Source organism: Chryseobacterium koreense CCUG 49689, from assembly GCF_001045435.1.
Taxonomy (GTDB): domain Bacteria; phylum Bacteroidota; class Bacteroidia; order Flavobacteriales; family Weeksellaceae; genus Kaistella; species Kaistella koreensis.
Genome location: NZ_LFNG01000003.1, coordinates 138,229 through 162,338 on the forward strand (window position 1 = coordinate 138,229; position 24,110 = coordinate 162,338).

Below are 24,110 nucleotides of genomic sequence, written 5' to 3' on the forward strand. Positions count from 1 at the left end.
TTTCCTGAATGGAGATTTACCCCTAAGAGTTTCTAAATAATGGACCGCTCAAGAGATTGAGCGGTCCATGTAGATGATGATCCGAGCTGCCTTCGGTTTCCTTGCTGCCAATTGAAAATTATTTATTGTACTCGAAAGTTTGGCTGTAGGTGATTGAAGGAGACGAGCTTGAGGTAAATGATGTAGTGCTCTTCGTAGGATAATTATTTGCATTGTAAGTATAGTTCATGGTGCTGCTGTTGGTGTAAGTGCTTGTACCAATTACTTGCGAACTATTTCTTTTAGTCAGGTTGCTCTGGTTAATTTCTGCATCACTTGAATCAAAGAGCATGGCTTTGGTAAACCCTTTGATATTTCGATAGGGACTGTTCTTGTCGTCATACGTGTAGGTATAAGTGGTGGTGCCGCTGCTAGAAGAGGTTGATACTAACTTATTTAACTTTCCATTTGAAAGAAATGCGTCATAATTAGCAGAATTATAAGTAATCACCCCTCCAGGACTTGTCGTATAACCTATAATTCTTGAATATTTAACGTAATTGTCATTCACATATTCATAATTAATGGTATAGGTATAAGTATGGGGAGAGTAACTTTCTATAACTTTCTGTGAGGTTAATTTTCCATTGGTATAAGAAAATTCCGATATCGAATTGATTTTGCTGTTAATGTATTCAACAGATTTTGAAAGGTCGTCACCAGTGTAAGTATATTCTATTTTTTCACTTCCATCAGAAGATTCTGCTTTTACAATTTTATCCCCACTGTAAGTGAAATTCATGCTGCCCGCGGTAGTCCCATCAGCTTCTAGAAAATTAATTTTTGTAACCAGAACGGGGGTGGTGTCTTCTGGTGGGGTCACTTCATCATTGGTTCTTGAACAACTGATAATCAGGCTGGATGCCAAAAAAAGGGGTAGTATTTTTTTCATAAAAATCAAATTTTGCTGCGCAAGATAGGAAAATCAATCAGAAAATTTTATATTTTTTGGATTTTCTCAATATATTTTAAAAGTAAATTATACCATTAAAAGACAAAAACAATCATATATTTTCCAAGACATCGGTCGTTTGAAGTTATTGTTTTTACTTTCTGTCTGTCAGAAAAAGTCCAGAGTTTCATAATGCCATTTTCTTAGAACCTGCATATTCTCAAAAGTATTTTTTTTTAAATCGTTTCTTGATGCACTTTCAAAATTGTTCGCAAGGATTTAGCTACGGATTATAGAGTGGAATCCTTACCAATGTGATAATTTTTGGGGATGTCAACGTATAGACACCCTGGAATGCAGCGTCGTCGATAACAATATTTCAAATTCCTCTGGTCTGTGTTCTGGAAAATACGCCTGATTGAACCAGAAAACATCTTTGCTTGCAGCACTCCCTCGAAAGTCACTCTTTCGCAGCCACCCAGAAAGGAATTTATTTCACTAGTCTTATTAAAAATTATGTCCGTTCATAATTTTCATAAGCCTTTTTCAATTTAGATTTTATTTGATTTGCAAAAGATGCTGGCTCTTCAATTGTAACCTCTTCTCCATAAGAAAGTAGTTCCTGCATAAAATCATAAGTTGGATGCAGAAAAAATTCCAGATAAATATTTTCTTGGGTTTCACGTAAGTATCTTTGTGATTGGTGTAATGGAAAGCTTTTGATATATTCACCCTGTTCTTTGCCACATCTCAAGACAATTTTTTCGGGGTTTTGGCCGCTTATGTTCATTACTCCGAAGGAGTGCTTGAAATGCTCTTTCAGATTACATTTATAATTTTCTCTAAATTTTGATTTCGTTACCTCAAGAAAACTGATCCTGTCTAAGCCAAAAGATTTCAGCATTTTATCCTTGGTGTCAATGGAAATAAGATACCATCGGTTTCCCGATTCCTTAAGGGCGAGTGGATGAACTTTCCTAACTGTTTTTTCCTTGGTTTTATAGTTGTAATGTTCAAATTTTATAATCCTTTTATTACGGATGGCGAAGAATAAATCATAAAAAAGGTGTAATCCACTTGGTTTTCTGGATTCGAAAAAAATAAAGTCTGAAAAGTCTGGATGTAGGTTCAACGTGTTGCTGATTTGAAAAGACTCAAGCAACTTCTGGTTGTAGTCATCATTTTCTAACTCATCTTTTCTTTCAATATAATAACGATTGTCACCTTTTTTCTTATTGTGAATGGAAATATTGAAAAGCCGCGAAATTTCCTTAATATCTCTTTGCAATGTGCGGATAGAATAACTGGTAACACCCGCGTCTTGAAACTCAAAAGAATTGAGCAAATAGTCTTCCAATTGCGGATAGCTCAATGGGTTACTTTCTATTTTTTTGATAATTAGGGCATATCTCGTAAGGTAGAAATCTTTTTGCATCGGTTCATATTTGTAACAAATATAATATGCTAATACGACAAATGATGTCGTATTTTATTTTTGTGGATAAGTTTTTGCACCGGCAATCCTGTAGATTTGTCCTGTAAAATCGTCAAAGTTGTCGGCACTCTGGAAATCCAGAATTTTCCCTGCGGTTCACCTGTCGGCTGTCGCAATTCATCTACAATACTTAAATGAGGTGGACCTCCAATTACAGGCACTTGCAAATGTATTTTCCATTACTTTCTAAGGTATTTGCGAATGCTTCGCATTTCACCACCGTTCCAGATTTTTCCGATCGTCATAAAGAATTGTACAGCATTTTCAAAGCCCGGTTTTACCGTTACAATTATTCTTGCCATTCCTGCCTGTAAAAAGCTGCGGAACAAAGGATCCATGTCTTCCGCCAGGTAAAGGTTTTGCCAATGTGCCTTGCTTGCCCAGTAGTACGGGTAAAACGTGTAATCCATAATCTGCCACTCAAAAGCCTGCTCCATAAATTTGGCAAGTGCGGTGTAGTTGTCCAGATTATCCCCGAAAAGCATTTTAAAGCTCTGCATTCTTTGTCCGTCATCTATAGACATTTCCTGCCCTAATGTTGCATAGCTCTGCAATAAGTAAGCAATACAATTATGCTTTAAAATATTGGCTTCGGTATCGCGGTAGAAGTTGCCCATTTTTTCTTTGGCTTCCGCTTCTTTGGCTTTCTGCTCGTCGTCCAGCTTTTTCTGGTCATTTAAAAAAGTCTGGTACGATGTTTCGTAAGTTGAAATGTATGTTTTGGAAATAAAAAACCGCAAAGCGCGGAACTTTGCGGGGTTGAAGTTTTGGTTATAAAATAATTCTTATAAAGAAAAATTCTTGAAATACTGATACAAATAATAATTTTTAATGAGAATTATTATAATTATTAATATTACACACACGTATTTATATATTGATATTTTAAAATGATTTATCCATAATAAAACAAACATTAACAATAAAGTTATAATATCAATTATAAAAGACTGAAATACACCAATTCCTATAACTGAATGAAAAAAATAACAAAGCCAATTTATTACAAATAATAATAAAATAACATACCACAATTTATTTTTTTTAAAATCTACCATCAGCATACATATCGTGTTTTAATTCGACAATAAAAGGTTTTGCTTTTCTATTTATTTGTAATAAATACCACGCTTTAAAATGATTCCCAGTGTTGGGAGAAGGTATAGAATCTTCTCCGTGAAGTAAAATATCATTCCAATCTAAACCAAAGTGGTCATACAAAGTATAGCGAAAAGTCCCTGTCCAATATTTTTTATCCAAGTCACAAAAGTAATTAATTCTATTTTTGTTGCATATACTTGATGTATTGTAATCCCAAGTCCCATTATATTGTTCTTAAAGCCATCAAAACTCATTCTTGGAGACACTATCCCGTAAAGTGTGTAAAGTAGAAAAGTTAGGCTTGGATTTTATAATCTGAGCCTTTTTCCAAAAATAAGCATAAATTGGTTGAGAATAATACCCCAATTATGGATAGGCATTGTCCATTTTTTAGTAGCCTCTTTCAGAGCGAGATACACGGACTTTAAAACGGCATCATCTGTAGGGAAAGACATTTTTAATTAATCTCTTATCTGTGTAATTTCCTTTTGTGCCTTCATAAAATTTTTTACACATATCAAGACCTACATTTTCAAGGTCAAACATAGAAACATCTGTAAATAAATCTTTCATCATTTCAAACAGCTCGTTATCTTGTTTTTCAAAAATATTTTTATGTCCTTCCCAATATTTCTTTTGATAATCTTTTATTTCTTTCAGATAAGAAATATCTTTCAAGTCTTCGGCTATTTTTCCGTCCAGACCTAATCCGGGTTTCGTCTCTGTTTCCGCTATTAATTTGTGAGAAATTCTAATGATTCTATTTTTTTGCTTTTCTCTCTCCTCTCTTTCTTCATCAGCCAATGCCTTTGGCTGCGTATATTCCTATAGGTGTATAATTGTACATAATTTTTATTTTTAAGGTTCAACGAAAACAGAATTCGGCGGTGATTTTCACACCGCCTATTCTGCTTTACAAATTATTTTTTGTTAATAATCGTGGTTAATTCCTTTGGCAAAGTGGTTGTATCTTTACCTTCCGTTAAATGATATTCTCTTTGAGAGAAGCTCGTTTCTGTTTCCAGTTCCAAAGGATTCTCGCAATTCTCTGGCTCATCTTCCGGGAAAATCGGCAACGGCTGTGTAACAGACAATCCGGTAGATTTGTCCTGTAAAATCGTCAAAGTTGTCGGCACTCTCGAAATCCAGAATTTTCCTTGCGGTTCACCTGTCGGCTGTCGCAATTCATCTACAATACTTAAATAAAGTGGATCTCCAATTACCGGCACTTCACCACCGTTCCAGATTTTCCGGTCGTCATAAAGAATTGTACAGTGTTTTCAAAGCCCGGTTTTACCGTTACAATTATTCTTGCCATTCCTGCCTGCAGAAAGCTTCTGAACAATGGATCCATGTCTTCTGCCAGGTAAAGGTTTTGCCAATGTGCCTTGCTTGCTCAGTAGTAAGGATAGAATGTATAATTTATAATCTGCCACTCAAAAGCCTGCTCCATAAATTTGGCAAGGGCGGTGTAGTTGTCCAGATTTTAGTAACAAAAACCGCAACTTTTTGAGTTGCGGTTGAGGATTAAAAATAAGTTTTGTCTAATAACTATAATTTTTTTATGCTATAGCTGTTCCCTTTTTTGATGAATTCGAAATTTGAACTATTATTATTCAGAAATAATAAAAAGCTATATTCTTTTTGATCCCATTTTCCTTTAAAATGATATAACCAATTAAAACGTATCGTATAAGAAAAATTTAAATCTTCGGAAGCACATTCTACCTCATTTTTATTAGCATAGCATTTAATCGGGATTTCCGTATTTTGCTTATCTATGAAACTTATAATTTTTTTCGGCTCAACATAGGTAGTAATAAGATACGAATTTACATTAAAAAGGTCATCACCTCTTTCGGTTTTTTCTTTTCTGAAAATAATATTTTTATGCCCATCATTATATATCATTATACTACTATCATTTTTAAGAATATATTTTTCTTTTTTTAAAGAATATTGATTTTTCTTTTTTCTATAAATAGAATCGTATTTAATTTCTCCAAATGGTTCTATCTGATTAAACTTAAAACGTTTTTGGTTTTCTATCTTTATAAAAAAAGGTAAATCTCCACTTTTTACGCTATCTCCCAATTGATTACTCAAGATTTTATTTCTTAAATTTTCATTTACCCAAAACCCATTAATTTCTTGTGCGTACCCTAATTCCGCAAAGAAAAAAAATATAAAAACATATATTTTAATCTCACTTATCTTATTTCCCAAAATAATATTTTTTTTGCGTCAAACATTTGATCATCATATCCACTTATTAAGTATTTACCATTCCAGACTTCAATATGTCTGTTGGAAGCTGACCTATTTTGATTGCCATTATCATCTTCTTCAATAAAGCTTTCAAAAAATAATATTCCTGTCTTATTTGAAACGCTTTTAATTACATTTTTATTATCCATTCCATTATATTCAGTAGCTTTTCCAAATAAATCTTTATCAATAATATACTCTTTTAAATTATACGCCCCTAAAACGTGATTATGTGAACATTTCGTCTTACCTCCCGGATTTGATTTATTTTTAACACCATCTAATTTTATTTTTGCTCCGGTAAGTGGTCTACTTTTTTGACAGTTTGTAAATATAGTTTTTTCAATTGAAATTTGCATCTGCCAACCGAAACGGAATCGGGCTCTGCTGGGGAGCAACCCGAGAGGGATAGGTTGGCCGACGAAATATAGTTTTCAAAGGCACTGCTTTTAGCGGTGCTTTTTTCTGCAAAAGAAATATGTAAAACATCATCAATATTACTAATGGCGGTAATATCGAAATGTTCTATCAAAAATTCAGGTAATAAAAGTCGGAGGATTTCGTAGCTACTTAACATCCAGCAAAATTAATGCTTTCCATAGCTTCCCCCAAGTTTTAAAACTGATCCATCCCTTTCCATAGCTTCCCCCAAGTTTTAAAACTGATCCAGTTTTTTTGTGAAAAATAAATAATAGTACTTAAAAAAATAAATCCCTATAAACAAATGTTTATAGGGATCTCGGCGGAGGAACAGGGATTCGAACCCCGGGACCTGTTACAGTCAACAGTTTTCAAGACTGCCGCAATCGACCACTCTGCCATTCCTCCAGAAAAATGATTTCTCATTTTCAGTGGTGCAAATATAAAACTGTTTTATATTCTGACCAAATTAATTTTTGGAAAAAGGGATAAAGTCCTATTTCTCAAAGGAAAAACTTAATTTTTTGATAAATTCAGGCCTAAATAAACTGCAAAAATTCCAAAAATGATGCTCAATAAAATGTACAATGCCAATATTCCATAATTCCCGCTCTGCCAAAGCGAAACATTTTCTGCCGAAAAAGTAGAGAACGTAGTGAATCCGCCGCAAAATCCGGCAATCAACAGGAACTTCAAGGGATTGTCAAATTTCATAAAATAGGAAGTGAACAAACCGATTAGAAAACATCCCAACAAATTCACTACAAATGTACCCATTGGGAATGAGTTGATATTCCAAAGTTTCTGGGTATAATTCGACATCAGAAAACGAAGTACACTTCCTAATCCTCCTCCTAGAAATATGTATAGAATTGCTTTTATTCTTTAATTTTTTTTGGTCTTTTATTATCTCACTAAAACACTCTATTGACATTATTCCAGTTCAGCCAAGTACTTTTCGGCATCCATTGCAGACATGCAACCGCTTCCTGCAGCAGTAATCGCCTGTCTGTAAATATGGTCTTGAACATCACCGGCAGCAAAAACTCCCGGAAGGTTTGTTTTCGTGGAACCCGGAATGGTTTTGATATATCCGTTTTCATCAAGGTTGATTTGGCCTTTGAAAATGTCAGTATTCGGTTTGTGACCAATCGCTATGAAAATTCCGTGAACGTCAATCTTTGAAGTTTCGCCGGTCTGATTGTTGATGACCACTCCCCTTTCTACCATCGCGTTTTCACCCTCGATTCCGATGAGTTCGTGATTGAATTTCACTTCGATATTCGGCGTATTATTTACCCGGTGAATCATTGCTTTGGAGGCGCGAAAATGGTCTTTGCGAACGAGCATGGTCACTTTGGAACACAATTTCGCGAGGTAGGTCGCTTCTTCTGCCGCGGTATCACCCGCTCCAACTACGATGACCTCTTTTCCTTTATAAAAAAATCCGTCACAGGTAGCACATGCAGAAACTCCTCCGCCGGAATATTTTTTTTCATCTTCCAATCCGAGATATTTTGCGGTTGCACCGGTGGAGATAATCACAGATTTTGCCAAAATTTCCTTGTTTCCGGCCCAAAGTTTGTGAATCCCTCCTACTTCGGTTGAAAATTCAGCTTTGGTAATTAACTCGTAATGAACTTTTGTGTCAAATCTTTCGGCCTGTTTTTGCAAATCCATCATCATTTGCGGACCGGTAACGCCTTCCGGATATCCGGGGAAATTATCTACTTCCGTGGTCGTGGTGAGCTGTCCTCCCGGTTCGAGTCCGGTATAAAGTTCCGGTTTCAAATCTGCTCTTGCGGCGTATATCGCCGCGGTAAACCCAGAAGGACCAGATCCGATGATGACGCAATCTAAAATATTTTGTTCCATTAAATTTAGTTGTGGTTAAAATTGATATTCAGATTGACAAAAATCGGGATTTTATTTTGGTTGTGGAATTATTTCATGATGAATTTAATCAATGATCGGCATTAAGGCAAATTCAGGTCATTTGGAATTTATAAAATATGACATTTATCTATAAGCTAAGCCCAAAATTCTAATCTAAAATTCCTTAATTATTCGTATTTTTGCAAAAAGAAGTGATTCAAGTGATTAATCAAAAATTAACTCCGAAGCAGAAAGCTTTAGCGATCAATTTAGATTCAAATATATACGGAACTTTTGCCGAAATTGGAGCCGGACAGGAAACCGTGCGCCATTTCTTCCGAGCAGGCGGCGCATCGAAAACCATTGCAAAAGCAATGTCGGCTTATGATAAGGATTTCAGCGATGCGATCTATGGCAAGGAACCTAAAAACAGGTACGTCACCCAAAACCGTTTGCGAAAAATGCTGCGGTATGAAGTGGCACTGATTGAGGAAAGGCTTTGTAGAGATAATTTCCCGGGAAGAAAGTTTTTTTCCTACGCCAACACGGTCACAACCATCAACTTTAACAAGACTTTAAAAGGTCACGGATGGGTTGGATTGCGATTTCAACTAGATGAAAATCAAGATTATAACGAAATCGTTTTGCACGTAAAATTTAAAGAGAACGATGCCACACTTCAGCAGGAAACGCTCGGAAGTTTGGGAGTGAATCTGATTTATGGCGCATTCAATTATTCAGACAATCCGCGAAAGCTGATTGAATCGCTTTATGACGATATTTCCACCGACAATGTTGAAATTGACATGATTGATTTCAGCGGCCCTGATTTCATTTATGTGGACAATCGTTTGATGAGCCTTCAACTGGTGAAAAACGGAATGACCGATGCGGTGATTTTCAATTCACAGGGAAACAACATGCTTCCTGCAGATGTGCTTTACAAAAAGAATATTTTCGCAATCCGGGGAAGTTTCAGGCCTGTAACCCTGGTCAATACAGATATGTTTGTGAAAGGGCTTGAAATGTTCAAGAAAGATTGGGGTTTCGCAGATGATTCCGAAACCGAAGTTTTATTTGAAATCACTATTTCCAATTTGCGTGCTTCCGGTGCGATTGATGAAAGAGATTTCCTGGACAGGGTGGATGTTTTGGCGAAATTAGGCTACAACGTCATCATCTCCAATTTTTCCGAATATTACCGACTGATCGATTATTTTGCAAATTACACCGCGGGCAAAATCGGTGTTTCAATGGGCGTGAACAACCTGCTTGATGTTTTCGACGAGAATTATTACAAAAACCTTTCAGGCGGAATTTTGGAGGCATTCGGGAAATTTTTCCGTCAGGATATGAGGGTTTACCTTTATCCCTACAAAGATCCGGAAACACACGAGCTGCTCACTTCAAATAATCTGAAAGTCAACGATAATTTGAAGGAACTGTACAAATATTTCAAACTCAACAACAGAATTGTTGACATCAAAAACTACAATCCGGATTATTCCGAAATATACTCGAGGGAAATTCTCTCCAAAATCGCAAATCATGAGGAGGGATGGGAATCACAGCTTCCTTTCGGTGTTGCGGAAATGATCAAGGAGCGTGGAATGTTTGGATATAAAGAGGAACTCAAATTGAAAGAGTTCTCTTAAAAATCAGCCGAAATCTTTAAAACAATTTAAAATGTCAGAATTAAAAAAGAGACTTTCGTCAATTATTGAAAGTCCAAACCAGCATACAGATACCAAACTTTTGAAAATTTGCCAGCTTTTGGATCAGGAAATCCCCTATTTCAACTGGACCGGATTTTACTTTAAGAATGGTGACAAAGAAGAGCTGATCCTCGGACCTTATGTGGGTGCGGAAACTGACCATAAAATCATTCCATTCGGAAAAGGAATTTGTGGACAGGTTGCCGTTTCGAATGAAACCTTCGTGGTTCCAGATGTTCACGAGCAAGACAATTATCTGAGCTGCTCGATCGATACCAAAGCAGAAATAGTGGTCCCTATCATCAAAAACGGTGAAAATATCGGCCAGATCGACATTGACTCGCACACCATCGATCCCTTCACAGAGGAGGATCGGGAAATGTTGGAATGGCTTTGCCAAGAGATCGCGAAGATTTTGTAAACTGTTTTATCAGGAGTGAATTCGCTGAAAGTAAAAATCAGTATTCATTAAATATATCATCTTAAAAGATCGGATAATTACCGGTCTTTTTTCTATTTTTGAATTATGGAAACACCAAAAAAATTGGGAATCATCGGGAAAAATATCTCCTATTCTTTTTCCAAAAAATATTTTGAGAACAAGTTTCAGAATTTGATGCTCAAAAATTACACTTACGAAATTTTTGACTTAACCGATATTTCTGAGGTGGAAAAGATCTTCCAAATTCCAAATCTATTGGGATTAAATGTTACGATTCCATACAAGGAAAAAATAATTCCTTATCTGGACGAACTCAGTGACGAAGCCGAAAAAATGGGTGCAGTAAACTGTATCGTTTTCGAAAACAATATCAAAAAAGGATTCAATACTGATGCAGTTGGTTTCGAGAAAACGCTCCTTTTACACCGAAAAAATTTTCATCATGCCGCATTGATTTTAGGAAATGGCGGTGCAGCAAAAGCGGTAAAATACGTGCTGGAAAAACATGGAATACCCTACAGAATTGTGGCAAGAAAGAATGAACTGAATTTTGAGAACCTCAGCAAAGAAATCGTTGCCGCGCATCATCTGATCATTCAATGTACTCCCGTTGGAACATTCCCAAATGTAGAGGACTGCCTAGATTTTCCTTTTGATGCACTCACTGAAAAGCATCTGGTCATCGACTTAATTTACAATCCAAATTATACGGCCTTCATTAAAAATGCCTCGAAAAATGGAGCTAAAACCACCAATGGATTTTACATGCTCGAACAGCAGGCGGAAAAAAATTGGGAAATTTGGAATTTTCCAAAAAAATAGGTTAAATTAGTGCACTTTTTCAGGACAAAACCCGAAAATAACCGTCTGTCTTTTAATTAAAAAATAGTTAGCCATGATTACAGAAGATTCAATCTCTGACCACAACGAAAAAAAACCAATTGCAGAAGAGGTTTTAAGTGAAAATAAATCCCTGACTTCCGAAATTTCGGATTCCGAAAACGCAGAAGCCACCGAAATCCAGGAAATCCCCGAAAATGCAGCTGAAGAACAAACGGTGCCGGAACATCAAGCAGATGTCGATACCCAGCAATCTACAGTAATTCCGGAAGAACAAGTACTTTCTGAAATTGACAGAACCAAGGCAGACGACGGAAATCCACATCAGGAAAATGATCAACCCATCCAAACAGATTTTGATCACCAAAATTCAACTGAGATTCCTGAAGAGCAAACGCTCCTCGAAAAAGCTGAAGATGGTGAACCACAAGAAGAACATGATGAAGAACTGAGCAAAGTTGCCGTGCTCACTTTACCGGAAATTCTTCAAGAAATGGAATCCCTCATCAACAAAGATGATGCAGGAGCACAGTATCGAAAATTCAGCCAGCTGAGAGATCAAGCCAACCAATATATTTCCGAAGAAACAGCGGATCATAAGGCAGCGTTTCTAGCATCCGGAAATCCTGAAGAAAATTTCAGTTTTGAACATCCAGCATCTGCAAAACTTTCTGTATTGATCAATATTTTTCGAGAAAAAAATGACCAATACAATAAAAAGCAGGAAGAAAGTCACGGAAAAAATCTGGAAGAAAGACAAAATATCATAGAGAAACTGAAAAATCTCTATACCAATACCGAAGTTGGAACCAATCTTTTCAAGGCAATCCGTGAGATTAAAGAGGAATGGAAAAATGCAGGTCAGGTTGCAAAATCAGAATTCAAATTACTGAACAACAACTATTTCCATCATTTAAACCAGTTCTATCAGATGCTCGATTTGAACAAGGAATTTTTGGAACAGGAATATACCCATAACCTGGAAAAAAGGCAGCACATCATTGAGCGGGCAAAAGAACTGGAAACGGAACCTTCTGTGCAAAAGGCACTGAACGAACTGCAATATCTGCACAAACTATGGAGAGAAGAAGCAGAGCCGGTAGCGGAAGAATTCCGGGAAAAAACCTGGGAAGAATTCAAGGAAATTTCAAATAGAATCCATGAAAGAAAAGGCGAACTTTCTGAACAAATAGAAAAGGAACAAGGAGAAAACCTTGAAAAGAAAAACAAAATCATCGAGGAAATCAAAAAAATTACTTCGCCTGAGAAAGCACCCAACCATAATTATTGGCAAAATGCCATCAAAAAAATCGAGGAACTCAGAAGTGAATTCCTGAAATTGGGAAGCGTTCCTAGAAAAGTATCCAACCAAAATTGGAATGACTTCAAAACCCATTTAAGAAATTTCAATTCCGCGAAAAATGAGTTTTACAAAGGGCTGAAAAATTCCCAGCAAACCAATCTGGATGAAAAACTGAAACTCATCCAAACCGCGAAAGACAATATGCTTTCCGAAGATTGGGAAACCACAGTTCCGCTTTTCAAAAAACTCCAGGAAGACTGGAAAAAGATCGGCCACGTTCCAAGAAGCATGACCAATAAAGTTTGGGATGACTTCCGCGAAGCTTGCAACACTTTCTTCAATAACTACCGCGAAAAAAACAATGCAGTAAATGACAATTGGAAGGAAAATTACAAACATAAAAAACAACTTCTGGATGAATTGAAGGAAATCGGTGACGAGGAAGGAAGTGTAGAGAAAATTGAAGAAATCAAAAACAAATGGAATGCAGTCGGAAAAGTACCGAGAGAGAAAATCTCCATCAATTCCGAGTTCAATAAGACCTTGAAGGAAAAGCTCCGACTCAATAAAATCAGTGAATATGAACTGAAAGAGGAAGGACTATCTGAAAATCAATTGACAGACAAAGCCAGAAAAATCAAAAATCAGATTTCAGATCTGGAGGCAGAAATCAGCAAGCTTGAAAACAATCTCGGATTCTTCAGCAATTCCACCCGTGAAAATCCTTTATTGAAAGACACTTTTGATAAAATAGACGAGAAAAAATCCCACTTGGAAAGCATGAAGCAAAGTCTGCATCAGATTCTTGCGGGCGAAAATCAGTAATATCAACCCCACAAAAAGTCGCAAAAGAAGAAACTTTTGTGGCTTTTTTCATAATCCGAATATGTTATGTTAAAAAAAATATTGCTTTTAGCGTTTTTCGGTTCATTGACTTTCATCAATGCCCAGGAAAAAGATTTGCTGAACGTTCCTAATCCGATTGATTTTAATGGAACAGAATTTTATCTGATCCGCGCCGAACAACGTTCCAAAACCCTATTCCAACAACAATATCTTCCGAAAGACGAAGAGCTGGAGAAATTCAACCAGATCTTTGAATATACTTTTTTAAACAAAGAAATTGACATTGAAAATGCGGTCCGGCAAAAAGTGGAAATGGTTCAGGAAAAACAAAAGGAGGACAAATATGCCAAAGTAAACGTATCTGAAAGTCCCGATGGATCAGAGTATATCGTTGATTATTACATTTCTGAATCCCCCGCAAACGGTGATTCCTTCGTGGAATATGACATTTTCAGGTTTAAGAAATTTGACAACGGAACCCAGAAAAGCTTCCTGATGGTCAATTATGGAAAAAGGATTTATGGCGATCCAAAATCTGCAGTGAAAATCCTGGCAAAACAGCGGGATCCTTTGATGACCGCGATGATTGAATACAAAATTCCGGAAATCAAAGTGCAGACCGCGACCACCGGCTCTAAATAATTCCGCCCCGAAAATCCATTTTTCGTAATAATCGGAATCCCTTTAAACTATTAAAAAATCACTTTGTCAACCGACGAATTCTACATGCAGCGCTGCATCGAGCTTGCGCGAAAAGCCCTTGGAAACACCTACCCGAATCCTCTGGTGGGAAGTGTAATTGTTCATGACGGAAAAATCATCGGTGAAGGCTATCACAAAAAAGCCGGACAAAACCACGCTGAAATCAATGCGATCAACTCCGTAAAAAACCCGGAACTGCTGAAAGACTCCACGATTTATGTTTCCCTGGAACCCTGTTCCCATTACGGGAAAACACCGCCTTGTGCAAACAAAATTGTGGAAATTGGTTTCAAAAAAGTGGTGATTGGAACGCTGGATCCACATGAAAAAATAAACGGAAACGGAAAAAAAATCATAGAAAATGCAGGAATAGAAGTGGTTTCGGGCGTTTTGGAAAAAGAATGTATGGAACTGAACAAACGTTTCATCACTTTTCATCAAAAAAAACGTCCTTACATTTTGCTGAAATGGGCACAATCTGCAGATGGTTTTATGGACAAAGATTTCAAACCCTATCAAATCGGAAATCCTTTAAGCAAACAGTTGGTGCACCAATTGCGAACCGAGGAACACGCCATTTTGGTGGGAACCAAAACTGCACTGGGCGATAACCCGAGTTTGACTACCCGCGAAATTATTGGAAGAAATCCCGTGAGAATCCTGATTGATCTTGATTTAAGCGTTCCTGGAGATTTCAATATATTTAATGATGAAGCTGAAACCATCATCCTGAATTCAAAGAAAGATCTGACGGAAGGGAATCTGAAATTCATCAAAATTGAAAGAAAGAATTTCTTGAAAAACATGATGCAAAAACTTCACGAACTTCAGATTCAGTCGGTTTTGGTGGAAGGAGGAAGTTTCACTTTGAAACAACTGATCGACTCCGATTTATGGGATGAAGCCCAAATCACAGTGAATGAACACCTTTTTTTGACAAACGGCACGAAAGCTCCCATTTTTACCTATAAACCAATTGCTGACCAACAATGGGGAGATTGCAGAATTTTCTTTTTTAAGCACTAAATTTGTAGATTCATTTCTGTAACCTTTCAAATTCTAGCAGCAAATATTAGTTTTAATATTCCGGTTTCTCATGCAATTCGAATTTCAAACCATCAAATCACCCGTCGACAACGTCCTTCTGAAAGAAAAGGGAAGTAAATTCCTTGGCTTTGCATTTCCGGTGAGTTCCGAAATGGAGGTAAAGAAATCCCTGGAAAAAATCCGCGAAGAACATCCGAAAGCGACTCATCATTGCTATGCATTTCGACTGGGAATCAGTGGCGAAAATTACCGTGCAAATGATGATGGCGAACCCAACGGAACTGCAGGATTGCCGATTTATAACCAACTTCTTGCGAATAACCTCACCAATATTTTATTGATTGTGGTACGCTATTACGGTGGAACGAAACTTGGTGTTTCCGGATTGGTGAAGGCCTACAAAGAATCTGCAAAACTCACTTTGGAGGAAGCCGAAATCATCACCAAAGAATTGGAAACGCAAATTGAAATCCAATTCCATTTCGAGCAACAAAACATTATTTTCACCATGCTGAATAAATTCGGGGCAAAAATTCTGGATTTCATTTCCGAGGAAAATTGCAAAATATTCGCGAACATCAAATTGGCCGAAAAAGAGCAAATTACTGCGCAATTATCAGAAATACAACACGTTACTTTCGATTTCATCTAATTTTGTGGAGCAGGGAGTTTTCCAGTTTCCATACTGCTTTTTTCAGGCCAAATCCTTATCTTTGAAACATTAAGAAAATTATGAACAGAACGTCATTGCAGTTTGATGAAGTGATTATGAAATGCCGTGAGCTTTTTGAAAAAAAGTTTTACGACTATGGATCTTCTTTTAGAATTTTACGCACTTCATCGGTTACAGACCAAATCTATATCAAGGTAAAACGCCTGGTCACTTTGCAAACTTCCGCGGTGCAAAAAGTGGATGATGAGAATGAAGAAGACTGCTTCATTGCGATTGTGAACTACTCCATCATCGGATTAATTCAGCTGGAAAAGGGAACTTCTGAAAACCTGGAAGAAAACAGGGATTCCACTATGCAGCTCTACGACAAATTTGCCAAAGAGGCGAAAGATTTGATGATGCGCAAAAACCACGATTACGGCGAAGCTTGGCGAATCATGCGGGTCACTTCTATCACCGATTTAATTTACCAGAAAGTTTTGCGGGTGAAAAACATCGAAGACAGACAGGGAAAACTCCTTGTTTCAGAAGGTTTGGATGCCAATTATTATGACATCTTGAATTACGCCGTTTTCTCTTTAATTAAGATTTGGGAGGAAAACGCGGAGTTTAAGGGAAAATTTACCTGAAAGTAATATTTAAAAAAAAAACGGATTTTTATTTAGGACCATTATGAAGCACATTTTAAGAGTTATTATTGCGTTGATCTTTATCGCATCCGGATTTGTGAAAGCTATAGATGCAGTGGGATTTTCCTTTAAATTGGAAGAATACTTTTCACCTTCAGTCTTTAATATGCCGTTTTTTGAAAAGCAGGCACTTCCGATCGCGATCATTGTGGTTGCGGTGGAACTCATTTTTGGATTCATGCTTTTGCTCAAAATCCGTTTGAAATTCACCCTTTCAGTTCTGATCGCATTAAGCGTGTTTTTCGGGTTTCTCACGTTTTATTCCGCCTACTTCCAAGTGGTGACCGACTGTGGATGTTTTGGTGATGCGCTAAAATTCACACCGTGGCAAAGCTTCTGGAAAGATATCGCACTCCTTTTGGGGCTTTTGCTTTTATGGCAGCTTTATCGCAAAGATTTCAATCATGAAAATAACGGAAAGGCAAAAACCATCGCACTGATTTCTTTTGTCATTGCAATGGGAATGGTCACCGCACATGGCATAAAACACGAACCACTCATCGATTTCAGAGACTATAAGATCGGGACCAACTTGATCTCCGAAAAAGAAAAAATTCAGAAAAATCCATCGGAATACAAAACGTTCTACTCCTTAAAAAATGAAAAAACCGGCGAGGTGATCGACGTGAATCAGGATGATTATGTAAACAAAGAAGAATATTGGAAAGAAGGTTCGCCATGGAAAATCCAGGAAGGTAAAACTACTTCTAAAATTGTAAAAGAGGGATATGCGTCTGAAATCATGAAGTTTAAACCAGAAAACTTAGAAGGAATGGACTTGACCGACGCTGTTTTAATGGCTCCAAAAGCGGTGCTCCTCTTTTCCTATGCTCCACAAAATGTGGACAAAAACATCTTGGAAAAAACCGAAAAGTTACTCAGCGAAGAAAAAGACACCTATGTTCTGGGGGTTTCAAATAATCCGAATACCTTCACACAGATTCCTAAAGCCATGATGGATGCAACAGCGATCAAAACTATTGCGAGAAGCAATCCTTTCGTCCTGGTTTTGGAAAGGGGCAAAATATTAGATAAAATGTCGGCAGAAGATTATCTGAAAAATTAAGTTTTAAAACATCCAAAAAAATACGCGTTATGCAAAAATCTAATAAATCAATAGCAGGTTATCACCTTTTGATGATTTTATCTTCTGTGGACGGGGAATTCGCGCCCGAAGAAGGAATGAAAATCCAGGAATATTTAGCGGAAGAATTTCCGTTTAAAGTTAATTTAGATAACGAATTGCATGTCATTGCTTTGTTGCAACCTGAAGAATGGAAAGATCATTTTGAGTTTCATGCAAGATGCTTCCATGAAGATTCCACCGAAAAAGAGCGCTTGGACTTCATCCAATTCGCCAAATCATTGATCAAAGCCGACGAAGAAGTCACCGACAGAGAACACCAGTTCTATAAACTGCTGAAAAATATGTGGGGATTATCCTGATTGGTGAATGCCGAAAATGGCGCTAAAGAAAATCTTAAAAACCGAAATCATTTAAAACATCTAAATAAGGAAGCTTTATGAGAAAAAATATCGTGGCAGGAAACTGGAAAATGAACAAGGACGTGATTGATGCACAGCAACTCATGTTTCAGATCCTGGAATACAAAAAAAACAATCCTACCAATTGCGAAGTTTGGATCGCGCCACCATCGCTCTATTTAATGATGGCAAAAGACCTCTATGAGAAAGATGAAGTAGGCGTTTTCTCTCAGGACATGAGCGAACACGAAAGCGGCGCATACACCGGAGAAATCTCTGCCTCCATGCTGGAATCCATCGAAGCGACCGGTTCCATCATCGGACATTCTGAAAGAAGGCAATACCATGGCGAAACCGATTCACATTGCAACAGAAAAATCAAGCTTGCCCTGGACAAAGGATTGATCCCGATTTACTGCAACGGTGAAACTTTGGAGCAAAGAAAATCCGGCCAACATTTGGAGGTGGTGAAAAACCAGACAGAAGTGGCACTATTCACCCTTACTGCTGATGAAATTAAGAAAGTAGTGATTGCTTACGAACCGGTTTGGGCCATCGGAACCGGCGAAACCGCTACGCCGGAACAGGCGCAGGAAATCCACGCACACATCAGAAACCTCATCGCCGCCAAGTACGGAAAAGAGGTTGCAGACGAAATCTCTATTCTTTATGGCGGTTCTGTGAAACCAGACAATGCTAAAGAAATCTTCTCGCAACCGGACATTGATGGTGGTTTGATCGGAGGAGCCGCTTTGAAAATTGAAGATTTTGCAAAAATTATTGAAGGTTTCAATTCCTGAAAAAAAAACCTGGAACAATCGACAAAAATGCGCCTCAAATTGGGGCGCATTTTATTTAAATCCTATGGCACTATTCTGCCTTTGACAAACAGCTCTCTATATTCGCTAGAAGCTATTTTTCAGTTTTTCTCTCCAAAACTTCGTCCACCATTCCAAAATCTTTAGCTTCGGAAGAAGTCATCCAATAATCCCGATCTGAACTTTTTTCAACCCATTCGTAGGTTTGTCCGGAATGATGCGCGATGATGTCATACAGTTCCTGTTTCAGTTTAAGCATTTCGCGTAAGTTGATTTCCATATCAGACGCCACACCTTGAGCTCCGCCGGAAGGTTGGTGAATCATCACTCTGGAGTGTTTCAGTGCCGAACGTTTTCCCTTTTCTCCTGCAACCAAAAGCACCGCACCCATGGAAGCCGCCATTCCTGTACAGATCGTGGCAACGTGTGGTTTGATGATCTGCATCGTGTCATAAATTCCCAATCCGGCATAAACGCTTCCGCCAGGAGAGTTAATATAGATCTGGATGTCTTTGGATGCATCCGAACTTTCGAGGAAAAGCAATTGTGCAGTCACAATATTTGCAACCTGATCGTCAATTCCGGTTCCCAAGAAAATAATCCTGTCCATCATTAACCTTGAAAAAACGTCCATCTGAGCAACGTTTAAACGCCTTTCTTCCATAATGTATGGCGTGAGATTGGTCGGGTTAAACATTCCCATATACTGGTCGGTTACCAATCCACTATTTCCCAAATGTTTTACAGAGAAATCTCTGAAATCTTTTTTTATGTCCATTTTATTTTTTTTTGTTTAAAGTTAATGATTTACTACAAGTTTTCAGCTTGGTTACTAATGACTTCGGACTACATTCCTATGACTTCTCTCAAACAATATTCCACAATCAAAAATCCGACAATCTGTCACAAAATCCGGTACAGTTTTTCATCCAACTGCTTTCTAAGCTGGTTCAGCAAAATGATTTTGCGATAGGTTTCATCGTTGTTTTCCGTCTCAGATAATTCGGCCTTCATATCATTGACGATTTTCAAAATATATTCTCTTTTATGTCTGAAAATTACATCCTGCACAATTTTCGGGAGCACCTCTTCTTCCGTGCTGAAAAAAATCTGGTGTTTCGCCCAATCACTGGTTTCATAAGGCTCCACTAAAGCATCAGCAACTTTTCCGGTGATGTCTTCATCCATCAAAGTTTTAAAGAAATCTCCGGCACGAAGCTGGTTTTCAGAAATTCCGGATTTTATCTCTTCAATTATCTTTTGGTTTAATGGCGATTGCACTTCATAGGAATCCTCTTCCAAATGAGCGATAATTTCCTCAATCACCGTGATTTGAAAGGCTTGGTCTTCTTCATCTTTTCGATCCAGGACGCGGTCTCCATATTTCAGCATTAATTCTACCAGTTTTTCCTCCAAAATCAGCAATGGATTTACGGTTTCAAAAACATCGGCAACCTTTTCCAACTTCACTTGATTGGCAACTGCCGGTCTTTGCACTGCGGAAACCTGCTGATTTTTAATCTGTTTCTGAACATTCAACTCATTAAAAAGCGACTGTTCCGAAAGTCCAAACCGATTTGAAATTTCCTTTAAATAAATCTCCTGTTTCAGGGCATTGGTCACAAAAGCGACCGATTTCACGATATCCCGGATCGCTTCCGCTTTTTTGATGGGATCCTCTGCTGCTTCCTTCAGTAAAATTTCAGCTTTAAAGTCGATGAAATCACGGGCTTCATTTTTAATGAAATTTTCCACATATTCCTGCGGATGTTTCCTGGAAAAAGAATCGGGATCATCCCCATCCGGAAAAAGCAAAATCCTAATATTCATGGACTCTGAAAGCAACATATCGATGCTTCGGAAACTTGCCTTGATTCCGGCCGAATCTCCATCAAAGAGAATCGTGACATTTTCAGTGAGCCGTTTGATCAGTTTGATTTGCTCCACCGTCAAAGCGGTACCGGAACTTGAAACCACGTTTTCAATTCCTGCTTGGTGAAGTGCGATCACATCCATATAACCTTCCACCAAAAGACAGAGGTTGTGCTTAGAAATGGATTGTTTACTTTGGTTTAAGCCATAAAGGACATTGGATTTATGGTAAATCTCGGTTTCCGGAGAGTTGAGATATTTTGCGGTTTTGACATTGTTTTTGAGGATTCGCGCACCAAATCCCAAAACCCGCCCGGAAAAACTGTGAATAGGGAAAATCACCCTTTCTCTGAACCGGTCCACGCCATCTTGCGCATGATCAGGAAAAATAGATAATCCCGATTTCTCCAAAATATCCTTCGAATATCCTTTATCTAAAGCAAATTCCGTAAACGCATTTTTCTGTTCCGGCGAATAACCAAGCTGAAATTTCCGGATGATTTCATCTCGGAGTCCCCTTTCCTTGAAATAAGAATAACCGATCGACCTTCCTTCTTCGGTATCAAAAAGCTGGTGCTGAAAAAAATCATTCGCCACTTCGTGGATTTTGTAGAGCAGCTCCTTATCCGTTTGCTGCTGCTTTTCTTCTTCAGTGTATTCACGCTTATCTTCTTCAATTTCGATTCCGTATTTTTTTGCAGCGTGCCGAAGTGCTTCAGGATAGGTGAAATTTTCGATTTCCATTAAAAAAGAAATCGCGGTACCACCTTTTCCCGAAGAAAAATCTTTCCAAATCTGTTTGCTGGGAGAAACCACGAAACTCGGCGTCTTTTCATCATGAAACGGGCTCAATCCCTTGAAATTAGAGCCCGCTCTTTTCAGCTGCACATATTCACCAACAATTTCTTCCACACGGATGGTAGAGAAAATTTTATCGATGGTTGCCTTTGAAATCATGCTGTAAAAATAGGAAATAAGTTTTTTAAAATCGCCTCAAGATGCATTTTAAAAATGAAAAACCCTCCAAAAATTGAAGGGTCTGGTTCTGTTTATCTACTTACTTTAAGACTTGATAAATTTCTTGGTTGCGGTAACTCCCGCTCTGTCCGTATATTCGATGATATAACTTCCGGGTTTCAAATCTTCCACGGAAATCTTGCCATCTGAAACATTCATTTTATGGAGGACTTTTCCACTCATATCATATATGGTCGCTGAATGGACAGGGTTTTCAGTTCTAAAGTTCAGTTCTTTTCCTGCCGGATTTGGATAAATTGCAGATCCATTCACTTTCACCGAGTTCTCGGTCGCCAAATTGATTGCAGTCACTTTCAAGGTATAAGGAACGGTTTGTGGACTTGGCCACGAAGAAATATAGATGTAGTATTTCTGTCCAGAAATCACCGCGAAATTGTCAATCGTCAATGTTTTGGCTGTTGGACTAGTTGCACACGCGGCATAATTAACGCCGATATTGGCACAGTCGGTATAAACGAACATACCGGTCCAGGCAACGGCATTCGGAATTTCAATTTTGATGGAACCATCAGAAGGCGCGGTCCAAGAGTAGATTACATCATTTCCACCATGGTAGAAATTTCCAAAAGTGGTGCTGACACATGCAGGACTTGTGCCGGTTTGCGGATCGTAATTATCCGCATAATTTGCGGTGTTGTCTGTGGTGGTATAAGGCAGCGTACTAATCACAATAGGATCAGTACATAAAGTACCGACCTGTGAAAAACTGTAAAAACCAATCAATAGACTGGTCAGAAGATAAAATTTTTTCATAGAGTTTGATTTTAAAGGTTCACTAACAAAATTATTAAATATTTCAATTACTTTTAATAATTTACCCATATTTTATGAAATTTAATACTATTTAATGGAATTTCATAGAAACCACGCTGTTTTAGAATGGAAATCAAATCCTTTCTTGATGACTTCAATTGCGCTTGTGCGTTAAATATCAACAATAAAATGTTCTGGACTTCCTCTGAAAATTGGAATACTTTGCCCCGATAAAGTCTTTCCATCACATAATAATGACTAATTTTGAAAAAAATTATTAATGAAAAAAGTAATTCTTGCCTTCTTAGTTTTGTTCACCACGTTTATTTATGGACAAAAAAAATATGTCATGGTCATTCACGGTGGCGCGGGAACGATCACCAAAGAAAACATGACTCCTGAAAAGGAAAAAGCCTATCGCGAAAAATTGACGGAAGCATTGAAAGCGGGATATGCCGAGATTGAAAAAGGAAAATCCAGCATCGAAGCGGTTTCCGCCGCAATAGTCGTCATGGAAGACTCACCACTTTTCAATGCCGGAAAAGGCGCCGTTTTCACCGCAGACGGAAAAAACGAAATGGATGCGTCCATCATGTTTGGAAAAGACAAATCCGCAGGTGCGGTTGCAGGAGTTCACACTATAAAAAACCCGATCAAAGCAGCGATTGCGGTAATGCAAAAATCCGAACATGTAATGCTCGCCGGAACCGGAGCCGAAACTTTTGCGAAAGAACAAGGATTGGAAATCGTGGATCCAAAATATTTCTGGACAAAAGACCGGTGGCACGGTTTGCAAAAAGCCAAACAGAAAGAATTAGAAAAAAATAAGAAGACTTCGCAAAATACTTTACCGGATTCTTATTCCATCGACCAAAAATTCGGCACAGTGGGGGCGATTGCATTAGACAAAGAGGGAAACATCACTGCAGGAACTTCCACGGGTGGAATGACCAACAAAAAATTTGGCAGAATCGGCGACTCCCCAATTATTGGTGCGGGAACTTACGCCAATTCCCAAGTTGGAATTTCAGGAACGGGATGGGGCGAGTTTTTCATCCGTTCCACCGCTGCCAGAACTGTGGCCGCAAAAATGGAATATCAAAATAAAGATGTGAAAACTGCAGCCCAGGAAACGATCGATGAAATTGGAAAAATGGGCGGTGACGGCGGATTAATTGCTTTAGATAAAGACGGAAATATTGCAATGCCATTCAATACTGCGGGAATGTATCGCGGAGCAGTGACTGAAAACGGTGACATTGAAATTGAAATCTACCGGTAGAAAATGAAATCCGAAAATTCTTAATTTTGCCCCATGCAATTTAAAATCCATAAAATCGAAGAATGGCAAAACGTGATTGACGAAATCCTGCCAAAACTTCAGCATCCTATTCTCTTGCTAAAAGGAAATCTTGGTGCTGGAAAAACGACTTTCACCCAATATTTGCTTAAAAATTTAGGCAGCAGCGATGAAGTTTCCTCCCCCACTTATGCGATTGTCAACGAATACCATTCGCCAAATGGAAAGATTTTCCATTTCGATTTGTACCGGATGAAGAACATCGGTGAAGTTTATGATATCGGTATCGAAGAATATTTAGATAACGCGGCCCTCTGCATTATCGAATGGCCTGAAATTTACGAGCAGGAACTGGCCGATTTACCTCACCACGAAATGACCATCGAAACATCCGGAACTGAACGAACCGTAGATTTCAGGTAAATGGCTATTTGCCAATTACCAAATCATTGTATCTTTGCTAAACCAAAATCGATGAATGTTTTAGCAAGCAATCA

The 24,110-nt window shown here is 38.0% G+C and carries 26 protein-coding genes, 1 tRNA gene and 1 pseudogene; 13 read left to right on the forward strand and 15 right to left on the reverse strand.

Going from position 1 to position 24,110, the window contains the following annotated elements:
• Positions 1-118: 118 nt before the first annotated feature.
• The 12 genes and pseudogenes from ACM44_RS02580 to trxB all read right to left on the reverse strand — a co-directional run bounded on the left by ACM44_RS02580 (position 119) and on the right by trxB (position 8,090).
• Complete coding sequence (locus ACM44_RS02580; RefSeq protein ID WP_048498541.1) at positions 119-931, reverse strand: hypothetical protein; 813 nt, start codon at positions 929-931, stop codon at positions 119-121.
• 514 nt (positions 932-1,445) lie between these two features.
• Positions 1,446-2,366: a helix-turn-helix transcriptional regulator gene (locus ACM44_RS02585; protein WP_048498542.1), complete on the reverse strand. Its 921-nt coding sequence runs from the start codon at positions 2,364-2,366 to the stop codon at positions 1,446-1,448.
• 29 nt (positions 2,367-2,395) lie between these two features.
• The gene (locus tag ACM44_RS15130; protein WP_152669286.1) at positions 2,396-2,587 is read right to left on the reverse strand and encodes a hypothetical protein; all 192 of its coding nucleotides are present in this window, start codon (positions 2,585-2,587) and stop codon (positions 2,396-2,398) included.
• A gap of 18 nt (positions 2,588-2,605) precedes the next feature.
• Positions 2,606-3,166, reverse strand: a complete 561-nt coding sequence (locus tag ACM44_RS14825) for a hypothetical protein (protein ID WP_053215425.1) — start codon at positions 3,164-3,166, stop codon at positions 2,606-2,608.
• A gap of 669 nt (positions 3,167-3,835) precedes the next feature.
• Positions 3,836-3,985: pseudogene (locus ACM44_RS15665) on the reverse strand (IS256 family transposase); the annotation flags it as partial.
• Positions 3,963-4,331 carry a hypothetical protein gene (locus ACM44_RS02595; protein WP_048498543.1) on the reverse strand — a complete coding sequence of 123 codons (369 nt, stop codon included), beginning with the start codon at positions 4,329-4,331 and terminating at the stop codon, positions 3,963-3,965. The pseudogene ACM44_RS15665 and the gene ACM44_RS02595, both read right to left, overlap by 23 nt.
• Positions 4,332-4,447: 116 nt before the next feature.
• The gene (locus ACM44_RS14830) at positions 4,448-4,756 is read right to left on the reverse strand and encodes a hypothetical protein (RefSeq protein WP_053215426.1); all 309 of its coding nucleotides are present in this window, start codon (positions 4,754-4,756) and stop codon (positions 4,448-4,450) included.
• Between the two features lie 322 nt (positions 4,757-5,078).
• Positions 5,079-5,753: a hypothetical protein gene (locus tag ACM44_RS02605; RefSeq protein ID WP_048498544.1), complete on the reverse strand. Its 675-nt coding sequence runs from the start codon at positions 5,751-5,753 to the stop codon at positions 5,079-5,081.
• Positions 5,738-6,154: a T6SS effector amidase Tae4 family protein gene (locus ACM44_RS02610; RefSeq protein WP_048498545.1), complete on the reverse strand. Its 417-nt coding sequence runs from the start codon at positions 6,152-6,154 to the stop codon at positions 5,738-5,740. Before ACM44_RS02610 ends, ACM44_RS02605 begins: the two co-directional genes overlap by 16 nt.
• A 384-nt stretch (positions 6,155-6,538) precedes the next feature.
• A tRNA-Ser gene (locus ACM44_RS02615) sits at positions 6,539-6,623 on the reverse strand.
• Positions 6,624-6,731: 108 nt separating this feature from the next.
• Entirely contained in the window at positions 6,732-7,097 is a 366-nt protein-coding gene (gene crcB, locus ACM44_RS02620) for a fluoride efflux transporter CrcB (RefSeq protein WP_048498546.1), read from the reverse strand.
• Positions 7,098-7,148: 51 nt separating this feature from the next.
• A complete protein-coding gene (trxB, locus tag ACM44_RS02625) occupies positions 7,149-8,090 on the reverse strand; it encodes a thioredoxin-disulfide reductase (protein ID WP_048498547.1) in 942 nt (313 codons plus the stop codon).
• A 224-nt stretch (positions 8,091-8,314) separates the two neighbouring features.
• On the opposite strand from trxB, the gene ACM44_RS02630 reads away from it, so the two are divergent.
• From ACM44_RS02630 to tpiA, 11 genes are all read left to right on the forward strand, one after another.
• A complete protein-coding gene (locus ACM44_RS02630; RefSeq protein WP_048498583.1) occupies positions 8,315-9,745 on the forward strand; it encodes a hypothetical protein in 1,431 nt (476 codons plus the stop codon).
• A 31-nt stretch (positions 9,746-9,776) separates the two neighbouring features.
• Complete coding sequence (locus ACM44_RS02635; protein ID WP_048498548.1) at positions 9,777-10,226, forward strand: GAF domain-containing protein; 450 nt, start codon at positions 9,777-9,779, stop codon at positions 10,224-10,226.
• Positions 10,227-10,331: 105 nt separating this feature from the next.
• Positions 10,332-11,069 carry a shikimate dehydrogenase family protein gene (locus ACM44_RS02640; protein ID WP_048498549.1) on the forward strand — a complete coding sequence of 246 codons (738 nt, stop codon included), beginning with the start codon at positions 10,332-10,334 and terminating at the stop codon, positions 11,067-11,069.
• A gap of 73 nt (positions 11,070-11,142) precedes the next feature.
• Positions 11,143-13,215, forward strand: coding sequence for a DUF349 domain-containing protein (locus tag ACM44_RS02645; RefSeq protein WP_083993627.1), 2,073 nt, complete (start codon positions 11,143-11,145; stop codon positions 13,213-13,215).
• 66 nt (positions 13,216-13,281) lie between these two features.
• On the forward strand, positions 13,282-13,878 hold the full coding sequence (locus tag ACM44_RS02650; RefSeq protein WP_048498550.1) for a hypothetical protein: 597 nt from the start codon (positions 13,282-13,284) through the stop codon (positions 13,876-13,878).
• A gap of 63 nt (positions 13,879-13,941) precedes the next feature.
• Entirely contained in the window at positions 13,942-14,964 is a 1,023-nt protein-coding gene (gene ribD, locus ACM44_RS02655; protein WP_262486466.1) for a bifunctional diaminohydroxyphosphoribosylaminopyrimidine deaminase/5-amino-6-(5-phosphoribosylamino)uracil reductase RibD, read from the forward strand.
• A 70-nt stretch (positions 14,965-15,034) separates the two neighbouring features.
• Entirely contained in the window at positions 15,035-15,637 is a 603-nt protein-coding gene (locus ACM44_RS02660) for an IMPACT family protein (protein ID WP_048498552.1), read from the forward strand.
• Positions 15,638-15,717: 80 nt separating this feature from the next.
• Positions 15,718-16,287 (forward strand): DUF1599 domain-containing protein, encoded by a 570-nt coding sequence (locus tag ACM44_RS02665; RefSeq protein WP_048498553.1) that lies wholly within the window; start codon positions 15,718-15,720, stop codon positions 16,285-16,287.
• Between the two features lie 43 nt (positions 16,288-16,330).
• A complete protein-coding gene (locus ACM44_RS02670) occupies positions 16,331-17,413 on the forward strand; it encodes a BT_3928 family protein (protein WP_048498554.1) in 1,083 nt (360 codons plus the stop codon).
• Between the two features lie 29 nt (positions 17,414-17,442).
• Positions 17,443-17,793: a tellurite resistance TerB family protein gene (locus ACM44_RS02675; RefSeq protein ID WP_048498555.1), complete on the forward strand. Its 351-nt coding sequence runs from the start codon at positions 17,443-17,445 to the stop codon at positions 17,791-17,793.
• 77 nt (positions 17,794-17,870) lie between these two features.
• Positions 17,871-18,632, forward strand: a complete 762-nt coding sequence (tpiA, locus tag ACM44_RS02680; RefSeq protein ID WP_048498556.1) for a triose-phosphate isomerase — start codon at positions 17,871-17,873, stop codon at positions 18,630-18,632.
• Positions 18,633-18,744: 112 nt separating this feature from the next.
• On the opposite strand, the gene clpP is transcribed toward tpiA, so the two are convergent.
• From clpP to ACM44_RS02695, 3 genes are all read right to left on the reverse strand, one after another.
• A complete protein-coding gene (gene clpP / locus ACM44_RS02685) occupies positions 18,745-19,428 on the reverse strand; it encodes an ATP-dependent Clp endopeptidase proteolytic subunit ClpP (protein ID WP_048498557.1) in 684 nt (227 codons plus the stop codon).
• A gap of 125 nt (positions 19,429-19,553) precedes the next feature.
• Positions 19,554-21,479: a DNA primase gene (gene dnaG / locus ACM44_RS02690; protein ID WP_048498558.1), complete on the reverse strand. Its 1,926-nt coding sequence runs from the start codon at positions 21,477-21,479 to the stop codon at positions 19,554-19,556.
• Positions 21,480-21,584: 105 nt separating this feature from the next.
• The gene (locus tag ACM44_RS02695; RefSeq protein ID WP_048498559.1) at positions 21,585-22,313 is read right to left on the reverse strand and encodes a T9SS type A sorting domain-containing protein; all 729 of its coding nucleotides are present in this window, start codon (positions 22,311-22,313) and stop codon (positions 21,585-21,587) included.
• A gap of 280 nt (positions 22,314-22,593) precedes the next feature.
• Here ACM44_RS02695 and ACM44_RS02705 point away from each other — a divergent pair, with 280 nt between their 5' ends.
• Positions 22,594-23,595, forward strand: coding sequence for an isoaspartyl peptidase/L-asparaginase family protein (locus ACM44_RS02705; protein ID WP_048498561.1), 1,002 nt, complete (start codon positions 22,594-22,596; stop codon positions 23,593-23,595).
• Between the two features lie 33 nt (positions 23,596-23,628).
• Positions 23,629-24,036, forward strand: coding sequence for a tRNA (adenosine(37)-N6)-threonylcarbamoyltransferase complex ATPase subunit type 1 TsaE (tsaE, locus tag ACM44_RS02710; RefSeq protein ID WP_048498562.1), 408 nt, complete (start codon positions 23,629-23,631; stop codon positions 24,034-24,036).
• Positions 24,037-24,110 lie beyond the last annotated feature (74 nt).

Excerpts from the sequence above, each read along its gene's own strand:
- ACM44_RS02585 (WP_048498542.1), bottom strand. The coding sequence starts at position 2,366 with ATGCAAAAAGATTTCTACCTTACGAGATATGCCCTAATTATCAAAAAA.
- ACM44_RS02665 (WP_048498553.1), top strand. The coding sequence starts at position 15,718 with ATGAACAGAACGTCATTGCAGTTTGATGAAGTGATTATGAAATGCCGT.
- ACM44_RS02610 (WP_048498545.1), bottom strand. The coding sequence starts at position 6,154 with ATGCAAATTTCAATTGAAAAAACTATATTTACAAACTGTCAAAAAAGT.
- tsaE (WP_048498562.1), top strand. The coding sequence starts at position 23,629 with ATGCAATTTAAAATCCATAAAATCGAAGAATGGCAAAACGTGATTGAC.
- ACM44_RS02675 (WP_048498555.1), top strand. The coding sequence starts at position 17,443 with ATGCAAAAATCTAATAAATCAATAGCAGGTTATCACCTTTTGATGATT.
- ACM44_RS02695 (WP_048498559.1), bottom strand. The coding sequence starts at position 22,313 with ATGAAAAAATTTTATCTTCTGACCAGTCTATTGATTGGTTTTTACAGT.
- tpiA (WP_048498556.1), top strand. The coding sequence starts at position 17,871 with ATGAGAAAAAATATCGTGGCAGGAAACTGGAAAATGAACAAGGACGTG.
- ACM44_RS02670 (WP_048498554.1), top strand. The coding sequence starts at position 16,331 with ATGAAGCACATTTTAAGAGTTATTATTGCGTTGATCTTTATCGCATCC.
- trxB (WP_048498547.1), bottom strand. The coding sequence starts at position 8,090 with ATGGAACAAAATATTTTAGATTGCGTCATCATCGGATCTGGTCCTTCT.
- ACM44_RS02640 (WP_048498549.1), top strand. The coding sequence starts at position 10,332 with ATGGAAACACCAAAAAAATTGGGAATCATCGGGAAAAATATCTCCTAT.
- ACM44_RS02635 (WP_048498548.1), top strand. The coding sequence starts at position 9,777 with ATGTCAGAATTAAAAAAGAGACTTTCGTCAATTATTGAAAGTCCAAAC.
- ACM44_RS02580 (WP_048498541.1), bottom strand. The coding sequence starts at position 931 with ATGAAAAAAATACTACCCCTTTTTTTGGCATCCAGCCTGATTATCAGT.
- ACM44_RS02650 (WP_048498550.1), top strand. The coding sequence starts at position 13,282 with ATGTTAAAAAAAATATTGCTTTTAGCGTTTTTCGGTTCATTGACTTTC.
- ACM44_RS02705 (WP_048498561.1), top strand. The coding sequence starts at position 22,594 with ATGAAAAAAGTAATTCTTGCCTTCTTAGTTTTGTTCACCACGTTTATT.
- clpP (WP_048498557.1), bottom strand. The coding sequence starts at position 19,428 with ATGGACATAAAAAAAGATTTCAGAGATTTCTCTGTAAAACATTTGGGA.
- ACM44_RS02645 (WP_083993627.1), top strand. The coding sequence starts at position 11,143 with ATGATTACAGAAGATTCAATCTCTGACCACAACGAAAAAAAACCAATT.
- ACM44_RS02660 (WP_048498552.1), top strand. The coding sequence starts at position 15,035 with ATGCAATTCGAATTTCAAACCATCAAATCACCCGTCGACAACGTCCTT.
- dnaG (WP_048498558.1), bottom strand. The coding sequence starts at position 21,479 with ATGATTTCAAAGGCAACCATCGATAAAATTTTCTCTACCATCCGTGTG.